Source organism: Variovorax sp. M-6, from assembly GCF_052114385.1.
GTDB lineage: Bacteria > Pseudomonadota > Gammaproteobacteria > Burkholderiales > Burkholderiaceae_C > Variovorax.
Genome location: NZ_JBFREQ010000009.1, coordinates 22,033 through 37,498 on the forward strand (window position 1 = coordinate 22,033; position 15,466 = coordinate 37,498).

The following is a 15,466-nucleotide window of genomic DNA, read 5'->3' on the forward strand; positions in this document are numbered from 1 at the left end:
AAGACCATGCAGGGACCTCGCTATCCAGCGCTCTACCAGATCAATGCCCGTGTCAGCCTGACGGGACTGTCGCAGTCGCTCGGTCGCGCGGCCACGCTAGACGACATTGCCGACGCCGAACTGGACCGCCTGTCCAGGATGGGATTCGACTGGCTCTGGCTGCTGAGTGTCTGGCAGACGGGGGAAGCTGCGCAGCGCATCTCGCGCAGCAATCCTTCGTGGCGGCGCGAGTTCGAGCAAACGCTGCCCGACCTGCGCGACGATGACATTGCCGGTTCGGGATTTGCGATCAAGGACTACCGCGTGCACCGCGCCCTGGGCGGCGACGAGGCACTGGCGCGCCTGCGCGCGCGAATGCGCCAGCGAGGCCTGCGCCTGATGCTCGACTTCGTGCCGAACCACATGGCCCTCGATCATCCGTGGACGGACTCGCATCCGGACTACTTCGTGCATGCCAGCGAAGACGACCTGGCGCGAGCGCCCCAGAACCATTGCCGCGTGAAGACGAACAACGGACCACTGTTGCTCGCCCACGGACGGGACCCGTACTTCGATGGCTGGCCCGACACGCTGCAGCTCGACTACGGTAGTGCCGGTCTGCAGGCGTCGATGATCGGCGAACTCGAGCGCATCGCCGGCCAGTGCGACGGCGTGCGCTGCGACATGGCCATGCTGGTCCTGCCCGAGGTGTTCGAGCGTACCTGGAGCATCCGGGCCGAACCTTTCTGGCCGAAGGCGATCGAGACGGTGCGAGGCGCACATCCCGGCTTCCTGTTCATGGCGGAGGTCTACTGGGACATGGAATGGGCATTGCAGCAGCAGGGCTTCGACTACGCCTACGACAAGCGCCTGTACGACCGCCTGCACGAGCGGCGCGCCCGCCCTGTGCGCGAACACCTGTGTGCGGACATGGGCTACCAGGACAGGCTCGCGCGCTTTCTGGAGAACCACGACGAACCTCGTGCGGCTGCTGCCTTTGCGCCCGAGGTTCACCCCGCCGCGGCCGTGCTGACCTTTCTTTCGCCGGGCCTGCGCTTCTTTCATCAAGGGCAGTTCGAAGGCCGGCGCACACGAATCTCTCCGCACCTGATTCGCGGGCCGGATGAAGCCGTGGACGGCGATCTCGAGCAGTTCTATGGCCGGCTGCTCGAAGTGCTTGGCCTGCCGGCGCTGCGCGACGGCCGTTGGTCCCTGCGGGACTGCGTCCCGGCCTGGGCCGGCAACAACAGCTCGGACAACTTCATTGCCTTCGATTGGGAGGGAGCCGCAGGCGAGCGGGTCCTGGCGGCCGTGAACTACTCGCCGCAGCCGTCCCAGTGCTTCGTGTGTCTGCCTTTCCCGCAGATGGCGGGGCGCCTTCTGCGGCTTCGCGATCTGCTCGGGCCGGCTGTGTACGACCGTCCGGGTGACGACCTGCTGTCACGGGGCTTGTTCCTGGACCTGCCGCCGTGGGGCCGTCACGTCTTCGACGTGCAGTGGCTTGCCTGACGCGAGATCTGCCGCCTGCGGCCACACTCCAGAGTGCAGACGAACCGTCGTTCACTCACTCGGCATGCGCGTCGGTCACTTCGAAATCTCGGGTTTCCAGCAGCACGGGATGCCGGGGGGCCTCTCGGTAGCGCTCGAGGGCGCGGGCGTCGATGGCCGCCGCGTGTGTCTTGTAGGCTGCCACCAGGGTGTCGCCCCCGCCGGTAGCGCCGAAAAGGTCGCGCAGCGGATCTTCCGAGATCGCGGCGACGACCCTGACGCCTTCAGGGCCTTCCGGATAGATCGCGAACCGCACCGTGGCCGTGTCGAAACAGTAGATTGCCTCGGTCATTTCTATTGCCTCCGCTCTCAGCAGGCATGCGAAGCGGGCGCTTGGCGTGCCTGCGCATGCCTCCACATGATCTGCGCCTGCGCCTCGAAGGTCCAATGGAACCTCTGCGGCAAGTGCGGGCATTGATCTGCGAGATTTCCAGCTTGCGCTCAACGAGAAGCCGTTGCCCGACGCCTGGACTTGCGATCTGCGCTGGCTTTTCGCCAAGCCCGTCAGAGGGGGGCAGCGCTCGCCTTCGCAGGGGCGTCAAGCTCCCTGCAGGGCAAGCTCCGTGTCTGGATGTCCCGCTAGGTCGACCCAGCGAAATACCCTATCGCATCGCTCGCGCGGAACCGGCGAGACTTCATGACGCCCCCCTTTTTTCGATGAATCGTTGTCTGCATCATGGCCTCGGGTTACCTGGGCAGCGGCAAGCTCAATGGCATGGTGGCACTGGTGACCGGCGGCGACTCGGCGCCGCATCGCCGCATCGCCGCATCGCCGCATCGCCGTCGATAGGGTAGGCGATTCGCGACGGACCCGTGCTGGACATTTCGCGTGATTGCCGCTCGCAGTGGCCCGCTTCTGGCGCTTCTAGATGTAGCGCTCGGCGTTCGAGAGCAGATCTTCTTCGGGCGGCAACTCGGAGAGCGGACAACGCACGATGGCGACCACCACGCTGACGCCCTCCCCGATCGCCAATTCGGTCATGACGAATTCGTTGACCGGCCCGGCATGGTCGGCGTCCACCCGCACCCCCATCCGGCTCAGACGCAGGGGCTTCTGCCGCAGGCTCACGTGCTGCTCGGGGTGCGAGAACACGGCGTCGATATGCTTGATGTAGGCATCGAGCGTCGCGATGCCGGCCTTCGTCTCGATGTAGTCGTGCACCGTCTCCTTCAGCTCGCGTTCGAGCGTCGCGATCTGCGACCACGTCTCCGCCGTGTCCTCGAGCAGCCCTGCAGCGCCATCCACTGCGAGCTTGACGAGCCGCAGGCGAGCGCCGAGCCAGGCCTTGCGCTCGCCCAGTTCGGTCGCCTTCATGTCCAGGTCGACGATACGCTTGAGCGCGACCTGCGCCAGGCGCCAGATGATGCGCCGCCCGACCTCCAGCCGGGTCGCCTCGACCGTGGCCGAGGGCGCGAACAGCCGGTGTCCCGAAAAGCTCACGGTCGCCTGAGGCACGTCGTGCTGCACCTGGTCGCCGTGCTGCCGGACGCCTATCACTGTGCGCTCCTCGCATTTCATGGCCAACAGCGCAAAGGCCTCGCCTGCGTCCCGGTTCGATGGCAGGCGGAAGAACTCGCGCAGTTCCTTGCTGCGGCCGAGGAAGGCGGGTATGTCATCGGCCGCGGCGAAGAAAGCATTCAACCGCGCATCACTGCTCCAGGACGCGCGCGCGAGCAGCAACGGATCCAGGGGCTGCCGACCCATCGCGCGCAGGTGGGCGATCGTCTTCTTCACGCCGCCCTCGAGCTTGTCCGCATAGCGCGTCTGCAGGCGGATGCGTGAGTCCACCGTCTCGACCACGAGTTCAGTCATGTCGACCACCAGCTTTCGCTCCTCGGCGTCGCCGGTCTGCGCGGCCGCTCGCCCGAACAACGCCGAGACGATTCGATCGAGCAATGCAGAAGGGGGCATGCGGGACTCGCGGCAGATCGGTCGGCCGGTGGTTGCGCTACCAATCCATCTTGGGCACCCATGCCCGCAGCACCCGGCCCTGGTACACCCGGCCGTTGATGCGCTGCGCGAGCGACTCGGCCTGCGCGCGCGACATGCCTACATCGACGAGGGCAGTGGGCGTACCGCTCTCATTGGCCAGGCGGATCTGATCGGCCTGCGCAAAGCTGCTGAGCGCCTCCCGGATGCCGTCCTCGGTGACGTCGTCCGGCAGGTTTCCGATGACGATGTGGATCTGTTGCATGTGCCATCCTCCGGCGCACCCGGCCTGGCCATCCGGCCCTCCGAACTGCGCTTCGCGATTGAGAACACAGTCACTTTAAGGCATCCAGGGCGGCGCGCAAACCTTACTTTGGTTGGATTCCACGCAGGGAGGTGCGGGCGCAAGCTCGGCCTCGTTTGCCGTCGACGATCCGCGTCGTTACACCATGAAGGCCGAGGTGCTTGCCGACAACGCGTCGATGCTGGCAGTATTCAAGGCCAGCGGCCTGCCGCTGCGGCTGACGCGCGAAAAGGCGGCGCGACCGTCGTGCACAGGGATTGCCGCCACGGTTTTGAAACATCCGGCAAGGACGATGACCCTTCGACTTCAGGAGCGCATTGATGGCTGACAAGAACTCGCCCCCCTCCTCGGCTTCCGTCCTGTCCGGCCTGTGGCCGATACAGGCTGCGCAGTCGGCCGCCGAATACGGCATCGACGCCTGGCAGCGCACCATCCTCACCATGGACGTGCTGCGTGAGCGCGGCAACCAATACCTGGAACACACGAAATCCGGCAAGCCGCCGGTCCTGGTCTTCGACTACGACATGGTGCTCGACGCCCGCGAGTTCCAGAAGCCGGCCAACTACGCACTGGTGCGCATCAAGCCCGACGCAAGCCACGCCAGGACCGATCCGAAGAAACGACCCTTCGTGGTGATCGATCCGCGCGCCGGCCACGGACCCGGCATCGGCGGCTTCAAGATGGACAGCGAGATCGGCATCGCGCTGCAGCACGGCCACCCCTGTTACTTCGTGATGTTCTTCCCGATCCCGATGCCGGGGCAGACCATCGAGTCGGTCTGCGCCGCCGAGATCGCGTTCATGCGCAAGGTGAACGAGCTGCATGCCGAGGCCGAGGGAAAGCCCTTCGTGATCGGCAATTGCCAGGGCGGCTGGGCATTGATCATGCTCGCTGCGCTGGCGCCCCAGGAGGTCGGCCCGATCCTGCTGGCCGGCTCGCCCGTCTCGTACTGGGCCGGCGTCGAGGGCAAGAATCCGATGCGCTATTCGGGCGGGCTGATGGGCGGCACCTGGCTGGCCTCGCTCGCCGGCGACCTGGGCCACGGCAAATTCGACGGTGCCCACCTCGTCAGCAATTTCGAGGGCCTGAATCCCTCGAACACCTACTGGTCCAAGCTCTACAACCTGTATTCGCAGGTCGACACCGAACGCGAACGCTTCCTCGAATTCGAGAAGTGGTGGGGCGGCCTCTTTCTCATGAACAAGGAAGAGATGGAGTGGATCACGAAAAACCTCTTCGTCGGCAACAAGCTCTCGGCCGGCGAGGTCGAATCCTTCGATGGCAAGCACCGCGTGGACATCCGCAACATTCGCACGCCCATCGTCGTGTTCGCGTCATGGGGAGACAACATCACGCCGCCGCAACAGGCCCTGAACTGGATTCCCGACGTCTATGCCAGCGTCGACGAGATCCGGCTGAACGAGCAGACCATCGTCTACTGCCTGCACGAGAAGATCGGCCACCTGGGCATCTTCGTCTCTGCTGGCGTCGCCAAGCGCGAAACCTCCGAGTTGGCCAGTGCGCTCGACCTCATCGAGACGCTGCCACCCGGCCTCTACGAGGCGGTGATCCAGGATACCCAACCCGACATGCCTGGCCTCGCCTACCTCGAAGGCCGCTACCTCATCCAGTTCGCGCCGCGGACCCTCGATGACATCCTCGCCTTCGACGACGGGCGCAAGGATGAGCAGGCCTTCGAGGTAGTCGATCGCGTGGCCCAGATCAACCAGGGGCTCTACGACACCTTGGGCTCGCCGCTGGTGAGGGCCATGACGAACGAGGCGAGCGCCGAGGCGGCACGGGCCGCGAACCCGGCGCGCATGGAGCGCTGGGCTCTGTCGAACCTCAATCCATGGATGTTCTGGGTCCAGGCGCTGGCCGAGAACGTGCGCGCCAACCGGCGGCCTGCCGCGCCGGACAACCCTTTCACGAAGGCCGAGCGCGAAGTCTCCGGCCGCATCGAGCAATCGCTCGACCGCGTGCGCGACGTCCGGGACGAGATGTCCGAGCGCATGTTCAAGGCCATCTACGAGGCGCCGTGGCTGGCTGCGGCGGTCGGTCTCGGCGCTGACGCGCTGGGCCGGCGCGGGCCGAAGTCGGCAACCTGGGAACAGGACGAACTCAAGCGGCTCAAGCGGCAGGAGATCGAATCGCAGTTCGAGACCGGCACACCGGTGGATGCCTGGGCACGACTTTTGCTTTACGTGCGGCGGGAAGAAAGCGTGGTCGACGAACGTCCCTTCAACCTGATGCGGCGGATGATCGACGAGATCGAGCCCGAGCACCGCCCCACGCTTGCCGCGATCAAGTCGGCCATGAAGCGGCAGGCCTTCGTGATCGCGCTCGACGAGGAGCGCGCCATCGCCGCACTGCCGCGCCTGGTGCCCGAGATGCACCAGCGGCGCAAGGGATTCGAGGCGGCGCGCAAGGTGGCGAGCGCGCGCGGCAAGCCCACGGCGCATCAGGAAGAACGGTTTCGCCGCGTGGCATCCGTCCTGTCGCTCGATGCGCCGGTACGGCCACGCAGGGCGGCGTAAACGCCGGACGACAGCGAACACACGGACGGCAAGGAAAAGCACGGGGGTACTCCAATGAGTCACGACAAGTACGACCGCCTCATCGAGTTCGCGAAGTCGCTCGAGGCCGTGGCCACGGCGGTCGCCCATCCCTGCGACGCCAGCTCGCTGTCCGCGGCGCTGGATGCCGCACGGCTCGGCCTGATCCGGCCGATCCTCGTCGGACCGAAGGCGAAGATCGAGGCCGTGGCCAAAGAACACGAGCTGGACCTTTCAGGCTGCGAGCTGGTGGACGCGCCGCACAGTCATGCTGCCGCCGCCAGCGCGGTTGCGCTGGTGCAGGCCGGCAAGGCCGAGGCCCTCATGAAGGGCAGCCTGCACACCGACGAGCTCATGGCCGCCGTGGTGCGCAAGGACACCGGACTGCGCACTGCGCGCCGCATCAGCCACTGCTTCGTGATGGACGTGCCTTCGCACGAGGACGCGCTGATCATTTCCGATGCGGCCGTGAACATCGCGCCCACGCTCGAGGAAAAGGTGGACATCGTGCAGAACGCGATCGACCTGGCGCGTGCGCTGCGACAGCCCGAGGTGCGCGTGGCCATCCTGTCGGCCATGGAGACCGTCAACCCGAAGGTGCCGTCGACGGTCGAGGCCGCGGCGCTTTGCAAGATGGCCGACCGCGGCCAGATCACGGGCGGCATCCTCGACGGTCCGCTGGCGCTCGACAACGCGATCAACCTGGCGGCCGCGGGCATCAAGAAGATCGTCTCGCCGGTGGCCGGGCGGGCCAACGTGCTCATCGTGCCCAACCTCGAAGCTGGCAACATGCTCGCCAAGAGCCTGAGCTTCCTCGCGAATGCCGACTCGGCCGGCATCGTGCTCGGCGCGAAGGTGCCGATCATTCTGACCAGCCGCGCCGATTCGGTGACCGCGCGCCTCGCCTCGTGCGCGGTCGCGGCGATGGTGGCGCATGCGCGGCGCGAGAACGCGGCGAAGGTGATCGCATGAGCGATGCCATCGTCGTCCTCAATGCGGGCTCGTCGAGCCTCAAGTTCTCACTGTTCGCGGGCAGCGACGATCTGCCCTTCGTCGCGAGCGGGCAGGTCTCGGGCCTGTACACCGGCGCGCCGCGCTTCGTGGGCAAGGACGCCGCCGGCGAGCAGGTCGCCGAAAAGCGCTGGGATGCCGATGCGAAGCTGGACCACCACGGCGCCATCGTGTACATCGTTGAGCGGCTGCGCACCACGCACGGCCACGAGCACCGGCTGGCCGCCGTCGGTCACCGCGTGGTTCACGGGGGCATGGACTTCGCGGCGCCGGTGCGGATCGACGTCGACGTGGTGACGCGGCTCGAGAAGTTGATCCCCCTCGCGCCGCTGCACCAGCCGCACAACCTGGAGCCTATCCGCGCCCTGCTTCAACGCGCGCCAGACCTGCCGCAGGTCGCTTGTTTCGACACCGCCGCGCATCGCTCGAATCCGCCGGTGGCGAAGATGTTCGCGCTACCAAAGGAACTCTCGGACGCGGGTGTGAGGCGCTACGGCTTTCACGGCCTCTCCTACGAATACATCGCCTCGGTGCTGCCGACCTTCGATGCCCGCGCCGCGAACGGCAGGACCGTGGTGCTGCACCTCGGCAACGGCGCGAGCATGTGCGCCCTGCAGTCCGGCCGCAGCGTCGCCAGCACCATGGGCTTCACCGCCGTCGATGGGCTGCCAATGGGCACGCGCTGCGGCGCGCTGGACCCCGGCGTGATCCTTTACCTTATGGACGAGCATGGCATGGACACGCGCGCCGTCGAGAAGCTGATCTACAGCCAGTCCGGGCTACTCGGCGTTTCCGGCGTCTCGAGCGACATGCGTGAACTGCTCGAGTCCGAAGCGCCGCAGGCCAAGGTCGCGGTCGACCTCTTCGTCTACCGCATCGGACGCGAGCTCGGATCGCTCGCTGCGGCGCTGGGCGGGCTCGATGCGATCGTCTTCACTGCGGGCATCGGCGAGCACGCGGCCGTGGTGCGCGAACGGATCTGCCGCCGGGCCGCATGGCTGGGCGTCGAACTCGACCCCGACGCCAACGCGAGTCACGGGCCCCGCATCAGCATGCCCGGCAGCCGCGTTGCCGCCTGGGTGATCCCCACCAACGAAGAACTGATGATCGCCCGCCATACGCGGTACCTGCTCGCACGAGGATGAACGCCATGCCGACACCGCACAACCCGGTTCTCGCCGGCAAGAAGGCCCTGGTGGTGGGCGTCGCCAACGAGTACTCGATCGCCTATGGCTGCGCGAATGCCTTCCGCAGCCTCGGCGCCGAGCTGGCGATCACCTACCTCAACGAGAAGGCGCGGCCGCATGTCGAGCCGCTGGCGAAGGCGCTGGATGCACCCATCGTGCTGCCGCTCGATGTCGAGCAGCCGGGGCAGCTCGAAGCGGTGTTCAAGGCCATCGAGGACCAATGGGGGCGGCTGGACATCCTCGTGCACTCCATCGCGTTCGCGCCGAAGGCCGACCTGCAGGGCGGCCTTCTCGACTGCTCGGCGGAGGGCTTCGGGCGCGCGATGGACGTGTCATGCCATTCCTTCGTCCGCATGGCGCGGCTCGCGACGCCGCTGATGACCGAAGGCGGCACCATGATCGCCATGAGCTACCTCGGGGCGCAGAAGGTCGTGCCCAACTACAACGTCATGGGGCCGGTGAAGGCCGCGCTGGAGGCGACCTGCCGCTATCTCGCCTACGAGTTGGGGCCCAAGGGCATCCGCGTGCATCCGGTGTCGCCCGGCCCGCTCAAGACGCGCGCCGCCTCGGGCCTGAAGGATTTCGACCTGCTGCTCACCGAAGCCGCGAACCGCGCGCCGGTGGGCGAACTGATCGACATCGACGATGTCGGCTTCGCCTGCGCCTACCTCGCGACGCCCTACGCTCGCAGGCTGACCGGCCAGACACTCTACGTGGACGGCGGTGTCAACATCATGGGCTGAATGCAGTGTTCGAAATGTCGACTCGGCCGGGTCTCCTGGCGCAGCTGACCGGCACCATGACTTCATCCGTGCTCTTGGCCTGCTTGCTCGGCACCGGCCACACGGTCAGCCCCTTCTGATGCTCCTGTCCCGGTCTGCGGGACCACTTGAGTTGCAGCCGCACCGGTACCAAAGGCCTCTGAATCCTCAGAAAGCAGTTTGTAGGCCAGCGCGCCGACGGCCACGATGAGCACAGCAATGGCGACCCTGCGAAATGCCATATCGACGTCGCTCTCGCGATATCGCTTCATGACGACCCCCTTTTCAAGAGTTGTCAAACGTTGGACGCGTCCGCAGCGCGGCACTGTCAGACAAATTCGCAGGTACACGTGGCGCTGATACGAAAAAAGCCGCCCGAAGGCGGCTACACGCAGGTCATCATCGGCGAGTCAGCTTGACCGCCTCCTGCTGCTCATGCACCCATCGCTTTCGAGGTCAATATAATACGTATTACTATCGGATTTTCGCCACGCAGAGCGGACCGCTCCAGGGAAGGTCTGCACGAGGCACCCGAGGTGCAGCAAGGCCGTTGGAAGCTGCTGGTTGGGCAAGCGCCGGCGCGACACAGTCAGAGCCATGGTGCGACCCATTTAACAGTCTGGAGAAATGATGCATGCGTGGTAGAAGAAGAATGAGTGCCATCGCCTTGAGTCTGGGTGCAGCAGCACTGCTGGCCTCCTGCGGCGGCAGCGCGCCGCCAGCTCCTTACGCACAAAGAAATATCGCAGCCACCCACGCTCAAGTGGCAGCACCCGCATGGCAAGCCTGCGAGCGCACATTCAAGGACTGGAAGGGGGCGGGGGCGGAATCCGATGCCAGCGTTCATCCCACGGAATGTGCCGTCCTGCAACTGCCGCTTGACTACCTCGATACCGGCGGCCAGACGTTGCAGATGGCCCTGCGCCGCCGTCCTGCCGGCAACCCGTCCGAGCGCATCGGATCGATCATCATCGAACCGGGCGGGCCTGGCGGCTCTGGCGTGGAGAGCGTGGAGGACTTCGCCGATGCCCTGTCCGCGCGGGTGCTGCAGCGCTTTGACATTGTGGGCTTCGATCCGCGCGGCGTGGGTCGCACCCGAGCGACTGGCGTGGACGAGAGAATTGCCGCCCTGCCCTGCGGTGGAGGCCTGGCCAGCTACATCGCGAACGACCTGAGCGACACGCGCCCCGCGAACGCGCTCACGTTGGAAGGCGCCGCCAAGGCCTACGCACAGACCTGCGCGGACAACGTCATCCTGCCGCACATGGGCACGATGAACGTGGTGCGCGACGTCGAGATGCTCCGTCGCGCGCTGGGCGATGCCCAACTCAGCTACTTCGGCATTTCGTACGGGACCGAAGTGGGGATCCTCTACGCCGAACTCTACCCCGCCCAGGTGCGGGCCATGATCCTTGACGGAGTTGTCAACCCGGCGCAGTCAGGTGCCGACATGCTGGTTCAGCAGGCGGTGAGCTGGCAGCAGGGACTGCAGCACTTCCTCGACTGGTGCGCGGTCCAAACGCGGGATGAGGACTGCGCGATTCGCAGTGATCCTTCGGCCCGCTTCCAAGCGATGCTGAACAACGCGCGCAATGACCCGGGCACCCTGGACTTCGACGGCGCACCCATTGCCCTGTCCACTGCCTGGGCAACCTTGATTCCGGTGCTCAGCATCTACAACGAAAACCCTGCCGTCTACGCCCATCTGGCGCGTGTCATCGATGCGGCCTCGCGCGCCCCCGCGGACTGGCACCTACTAAGCCAGGCTGCTTCCCTGGCGGCGAATGCCAAGACGATGGGACCCACCGTGTGGACCACCTGCCTGGACCAGCCCTTGCCGCCGGGCGATGCCTTCGAAGCCATCGTGGCGCGCGCCGTCGCAGCCGCACCGCTGACAGGCGCCGTTTCGGCCAACATTCAACGCCCTTGCGCACACCTGCCGGTCGCGCCTGATCCGGTGCCGACACACTATGCAGCGCACGGAACGCCACCGATCATGGTCTGGGGCACCACCGGTGACCCTGGCACACCCTGGAAGAGTTCGGCCGCAGTGGTGGCGAAGCTCGCCAACGCATCACTGTTCACCTTCGAGGCCCACCAGCATGTGGCGAAGGGCGGCGGCCCCGCGCGCCGCTCCTGTGTGGTGGATGTGCAATCGGACTACCTGCTGACGGCGACGCTGGTGCCGCAAGCAGGGGCTTGCGCCATGTGATGGCGACGCTGCGCGCCTCAACAATCGCTGCCAAGTTGCTTCACGCCCCCTCGCAGGTTCTGGTCTTTGCCTTGTTGGCATCACTCTACGGATGCGGCGGAGGGAGCGGCGACGGCTTGGTCGACCGTGCGTTGGCAGCAACGGACGACGGCAGGTTCATCGATGTTGGCGGTGGTCGCAAGATGTATCTGCGATGCCAGGGTCAGGGGGAGCCGACGGTCGTACTGTCCGGAGGGTATCGCGCCTCGGCCGACGACTGGGCCCTTCAGGATCGGCCCGGCCCCGCAGTCTTTCCGGAAGTGGCGAAGCTAACCAGGACCTGCGCCTACGACCGCCCGGGAACGCCGGTCGGCGAGCAGCCGAGCCGCAGTGATCCGATCGCGCAGCCGACCACTGCGGGGGACGCGGTGCGGGACCTCCAGGCCCTGTTGGCTGCCTCTGGTGAACCTGGCCCTTACGTGCTCGTTGGCCACTCCTATGGCGGCCTGATCGCCAAGCTCCATGCACGGATTCATCCGAGCGACGTGTCGGGCCTCGTGTTGGTCGATGCCCTGAGCGAGGGACTCCAGGACGCCGAGACACCCGAACAATGGGCTGTTCAGCGCGTGCTGGCGATGGGCGACATCAGCCGCGCGCCGGACGACTATCCCGCGTTGGAGCGGGTCGATGTCGATCTAAGCTTCGCGCAGGTGCGTGCATCGCCGCCGCTTCGGCCCATGCCGCTTTTCGTTCTGTCGGCCGACCGCGGCTGGGGGCCGCAGTTCGCCGAATTGGTCGCCTCTGGCCAATTGCCGGCAGACACGCCACCTGACTTTGGCTATGTCGTCGACGCTGCCCAAGGGCAGGCACAAGCGGGCCTCGCCGCCTCGGTGCCTGGCGCAAAACACATCACCCGCACCGACAGCGGTCACGAGATCCACAAGGAGCGAGCGCAATTGGTGGTCGACGCGACGCGCGAGGTCGTCGACGTTGTGCGCCAAGGCAAGACCAGCTTGCTGCCTTGAGGGATCGCGATTTGTTTTCGGTGTCAAAAGTGACGGATCGAATCCCCAGCCACGACGCCGCCCGAGCGCTGTAGCTCGTTGATTTCGCGAGCATTGCTGTTCACTTCTTTGCGGCGTATCGGCATGACGATCAGTATCGCGAAATAGTCTGGCGGGCAAAGTAATTCTGTCTGGACGAAGTCGACAGTTGTCCGAAGCCCGGCACTAAACTTTGGTTTCGCCGATCGAGATTCGGATGTCGACGTGATGTCGGTCGAATGAGTCCTGGCACTCCATTCGATTCAACCAGACTTCGAGACGACGACCCCATTGCGATCGAGTCCTGCAGCAGGAGGCCGGAGATTTGACAAAGATGTTGCGTGCGTGCATTGCGGGGATCTACGAGCATCCCACTCGAAAGGCACCGGACAAGACCGTTGCGCAACTGCATGCGGAGTGCGCCAAGGGTGCACTCGAAGACGCCGGACTGACCTTGCGAGACGTGGACGGCTACTTCTGCGCAAGGGATGCACCCGGGCTCGGTGCCAACAGCATGGCGGACTATCTGGGACTGACCCGACTCACCCACATCGACACGACCGACACGGGTGGATCCGCTTATCTGATCCACGTCGCGCACGCGGCCCAGGCGATCATGAGCGGCCGCTGCAAGGTGGCGCTCATCACCATGGCCGGACGGCCGCGATCTGAAGGCAGCGCGGGCGCCGACGTGGGCGCGCGCCTGCTGACTCCGACCGTCCCCGAGGTGCCTTGGGAAGTTCCCTATGGCCCCAACACGCTGAACCTCTACGCGATGGTGGCCGCGCGCCACATGTACGAATTCGGCACAACCAGTGAACAGCTGGCGTGGGTCAAGGTCGCAGCTTCTCATCATGCACAACACAATCCCCACGCCATGTTGCGCGATCCCGTCACGGTGGCGGACGTGCTGGCGTCGCCTCGCGTATCCGATCCTCTGGGCAAGCTCGACTGCTGCGTCGTGAGCGATGGGGGCGGTGCAGTGGTGCTGGCTCATCCGAGCATTGCCGGAAGCCTGAAACACCCGCGGATCCAGGTGATCGGTTCGGGAGAGTCGATCCAGGGCCAGCGCGGCGGCGCGATCGATCTGATGCGCTCCGGGGCCGCGATCTCCGGACCCATCGCCTTCGAGGAAGCGCGTGTCACGCCCCGGGACATCCGGTACGCCTCCCTCTACGATAGCTTCACGATCACCGTCATCGTCCAGCTCGAAGACCTGGGCTTCTGCGAGAAGGGCCGCGGGGGGTGGTTCGTCGCCGACGGCAACCTGATTTCAGGCATCGGATCGCTGCCTTTCAATACCGATGGCGGAGGGCTCTGCAACAACCATCCGGGCCATCGCGGCGGCATGACCAAGGTCATCGAGGCTGTCCGCCAGCTGCGGGGCCAGGCCCATCCAGCCGTTCAGGTCCGAGATTGCGACCTGGCGCTGGTGCAGGGCACCGGCGGCATGCTCGGCTCCCGCCACGGGAGCGCCACGATCATCCTGGAGAGGGTCTAGGTCATGTCGACGCCCTATGAAAATCGCGTGCTTCCGGGCGTGCTGGTCGACGCCGCCACCGAACGCCATTGGAATGCGGCGAAGGAAGGCCGTCTGATGGCTCCGCGCTGCGCCGATTGCCAGCGGCTGCACTGGTATCCCCGACCGTTCTGTCCCTTCTGCTTCGGCGACGTCGAATGGGAAGCGGTGTCCGGGCGAGGCGTCATCTACAGCGTGAGCGTGACCCGGCGAGCCGGTCCCGTGGCCTATGCCATCGCCTACGTCACGCTCGATGAAGGCTTCACCTTGATGACCAACATCGTCGATTGCGATCTCGACACTCTGACCATCGGACAACGCGTCGAGCTCTGCTTCAAGCCGGCCGAAGACGGCACACCCATTCCCGTGTTCACGCCCATCGTGGACCGGGACGCCCCTTTCTACGCAACGAGAGCATTCGAAACCCAAGGAGACAAACAGGAATGAAAGCCTTCACTCGGCGCAGCGCCATCGCCATTGCATTCGTCACGCTGGCCGCATCTCCGATGCATTCATCGGCGCAAGACAGCACGACGCGCTATCCCGATCGTCCGATCCGCATCGTGATCACCACGCAACCGGGGGGGTCGGTGGATGGCATGGCAAGGCTGATCGCCGAGAAGCTGGGCACCAGCTGGGGGCGGCCAGTCATCGTCGAGAACCGAGCGGGAGGCAACGGAGCCATCGCGACCAGTGTCGTTGCCAATGCGGCACCGGACGGCTACACGATCCTCTTCTCGCCCAGCAGCCTGGTTCAGACGCCGCTGCTGATGAAGAATCCCCCCTATCGGCTGGAGCAACTGACGCCGGTGGCCATGCTGACGATGGCGCCCTATGCCTTCGCCGTCGGGAAGCGGACGAAGGTCGATACCTTGGCTGATTTCATCGCCTGGACACGCGGCAAGCCGGACGGATCCACCTACGGCTCGGGCGGGGCCGGAAGCGCCGGCAACATCATGGGCGGCACGCTGGCCCGCGATGCGCAACTCAAGCTGACGCATGTGCCGTTCAAGGGCGAGTTGCCGGCGATCCAGGCCGTGATGGGTGGCGATGTGGATGTCGTCATGGGCGCGACGGGAACGCTGGCCGGGCTGGCGAAGTCCGGCGAGTTGCGGCTGCTCGCCGTGGCAGCCACCCAGCGGCTGCGCGACTACCCTGACGTCCCGACCTTCGCCGAACTCGGCTACCCGGCAGTGAGCCTGCCGGGCTGGTCCGTCGCGCTGGTGCCCGCGGGCACCCCGAGGCCGCTGGTCGACAAGCTGTCGGCCGAGCTCTCCCGCATCGTGCAACTGCCCGACGTCAGCGCACGCATCCACGGCTACGGTTTCCAGCCGCAGGGAAGCACGCCCGACGCAGCCCGGGCCTTCGTCGCCGAGGAACTGCAGCGCTGGCGGGTCGCCATCGAGGCGTCCGGCGTCTCCGTCGACTGAGCCGCGGT

General features: G+C 65.8%; 15 protein-coding genes. 11 read left to right on the top strand and 4 right to left on the bottom strand.

From position 1 onward, the window contains the following. Positions 1–6 precede the first annotated feature (6 nt). Positions 7–1,488 carry an alpha-amylase family glycosyl hydrolase gene (locus AB4Z46_RS12325; protein WP_442283780.1) on the top strand — a complete coding sequence of 494 codons (1,482 nt, stop codon included), beginning with the start codon at positions 7–9 and terminating at the stop codon, positions 1,486–1,488. Between the two features lie 55 nt (positions 1,489–1,543). Here the strand turns inward: AB4Z46_RS12325 and AB4Z46_RS12330 are convergent, their stop codons facing one another. The 3 genes from AB4Z46_RS12330 to AB4Z46_RS12340 all read right to left on the bottom strand — a co-directional run bounded on the left by AB4Z46_RS12330 (position 1,544) and on the right by AB4Z46_RS12340 (position 3,722). Beyond that, entirely contained in the window at positions 1,544–1,819 is a 276-nt protein-coding gene (locus AB4Z46_RS12330) for a hypothetical protein (protein ID WP_442283781.1), read from the bottom strand. Between the two features lie 573 nt (positions 1,820–2,392). Continuing rightward, positions 2,393–3,439 carry a hypothetical protein gene (locus AB4Z46_RS12335; RefSeq protein ID WP_442283782.1) on the bottom strand — a complete coding sequence of 349 codons (1,047 nt, stop codon included), beginning with the start codon at positions 3,437–3,439 and terminating at the stop codon, positions 2,393–2,395. A gap of 37 nt (positions 3,440–3,476) precedes the next feature. Then, positions 3,477–3,722: a hypothetical protein gene (locus AB4Z46_RS12340; protein ID WP_442283783.1), complete on the bottom strand. Its 246-nt coding sequence runs from the start codon at positions 3,720–3,722 to the stop codon at positions 3,477–3,479. 184 nt (positions 3,723–3,906) lie between these two features. Between AB4Z46_RS12340 and AB4Z46_RS12345 the strand changes: the two genes are divergently transcribed. Genes AB4Z46_RS12345 through fabI form a run of 5 tightly spaced genes read left to right on the top strand, consistent with a single transcriptional unit; the run spans position 3,907 to position 9,257 of the window. Beyond that, complete coding sequence (locus tag AB4Z46_RS12345; RefSeq protein WP_442283784.1) at positions 3,907–4,089, top strand: hypothetical protein; 183 nt, start codon at positions 3,907–3,909, stop codon at positions 4,087–4,089. Further along, a complete protein-coding gene (locus tag AB4Z46_RS12350; protein WP_442283785.1) occupies positions 4,082–6,298 on the top strand; it encodes a DUF3141 domain-containing protein in 2,217 nt (738 codons plus the stop codon). The genes AB4Z46_RS12345 and AB4Z46_RS12350 overlap by 8 nt, the downstream gene beginning before the upstream one ends. Before the next feature lie 54 nt (positions 6,299–6,352). Then, a complete protein-coding gene (locus AB4Z46_RS12355) occupies positions 6,353–7,288 on the top strand; it encodes a phosphate acetyltransferase (RefSeq protein ID WP_442283786.1) in 936 nt (311 codons plus the stop codon). After that, on the top strand, positions 7,285–8,472 hold the full coding sequence (locus AB4Z46_RS12360) for an acetate/propionate family kinase (protein WP_442283787.1): 1,188 nt from the start codon (positions 7,285–7,287) through the stop codon (positions 8,470–8,472). Before AB4Z46_RS12355 ends, AB4Z46_RS12360 begins: the two co-directional genes overlap by 4 nt. Positions 8,473–8,477: 5 nt before the next feature. Beyond that, complete coding sequence (gene fabI / locus AB4Z46_RS12365; protein WP_442283788.1) at positions 8,478–9,257, top strand: enoyl-ACP reductase FabI; 780 nt, start codon at positions 8,478–8,480, stop codon at positions 9,255–9,257. Between the two features lie 62 nt (positions 9,258–9,319). Here fabI and AB4Z46_RS12370 read toward each other — a convergent pair whose 3' ends face one another. Next, positions 9,320–9,547: a hypothetical protein gene (locus AB4Z46_RS12370; protein ID WP_442283789.1), complete on the bottom strand. Its 228-nt coding sequence runs from the start codon at positions 9,545–9,547 to the stop codon at positions 9,320–9,322. 380 nt (positions 9,548–9,927) lie between these two features. Between AB4Z46_RS12370 and AB4Z46_RS12375 the strand changes: the two genes are divergently transcribed. The 5 genes from AB4Z46_RS12375 to AB4Z46_RS12395 all read left to right on the top strand — a co-directional run bounded on the left by AB4Z46_RS12375 (position 9,928) and on the right by AB4Z46_RS12395 (position 15,458). Further along, entirely contained in the window at positions 9,928–11,487 is a 1,560-nt protein-coding gene (locus AB4Z46_RS12375; protein WP_442283790.1) for an alpha/beta fold hydrolase, read from the top strand. Then, positions 11,487–12,491: an alpha/beta fold hydrolase gene (locus AB4Z46_RS12380; RefSeq protein WP_442283791.1), complete on the top strand. Its 1,005-nt coding sequence runs from the start codon at positions 11,487–11,489 to the stop codon at positions 12,489–12,491. The genes AB4Z46_RS12375 and AB4Z46_RS12380 overlap by 1 nt, the downstream gene beginning before the upstream one ends. Positions 12,492–12,843: 352 nt before the next feature. Continuing rightward, the gene (locus AB4Z46_RS12385) at positions 12,844–14,010 is read left to right on the top strand and encodes a thiolase domain-containing protein (RefSeq protein ID WP_442283958.1); all 1,167 of its coding nucleotides are present in this window, start codon (positions 12,844–12,846) and stop codon (positions 14,008–14,010) included. Positions 14,011–14,013: 3 nt separating this feature from the next. Then, positions 14,014–14,475, top strand: a complete 462-nt coding sequence (locus AB4Z46_RS12390) for a Zn-ribbon domain-containing OB-fold protein (protein WP_442283792.1) — start codon at positions 14,014–14,016, stop codon at positions 14,473–14,475. Then, positions 14,472–15,458, top strand: a complete 987-nt coding sequence (locus AB4Z46_RS12395; RefSeq protein ID WP_442283793.1) for a Bug family tripartite tricarboxylate transporter substrate binding protein — start codon at positions 14,472–14,474, stop codon at positions 15,456–15,458. The genes AB4Z46_RS12390 and AB4Z46_RS12395 overlap by 4 nt, the downstream gene beginning before the upstream one ends. Positions 15,459–15,466 lie beyond the last annotated feature (8 nt).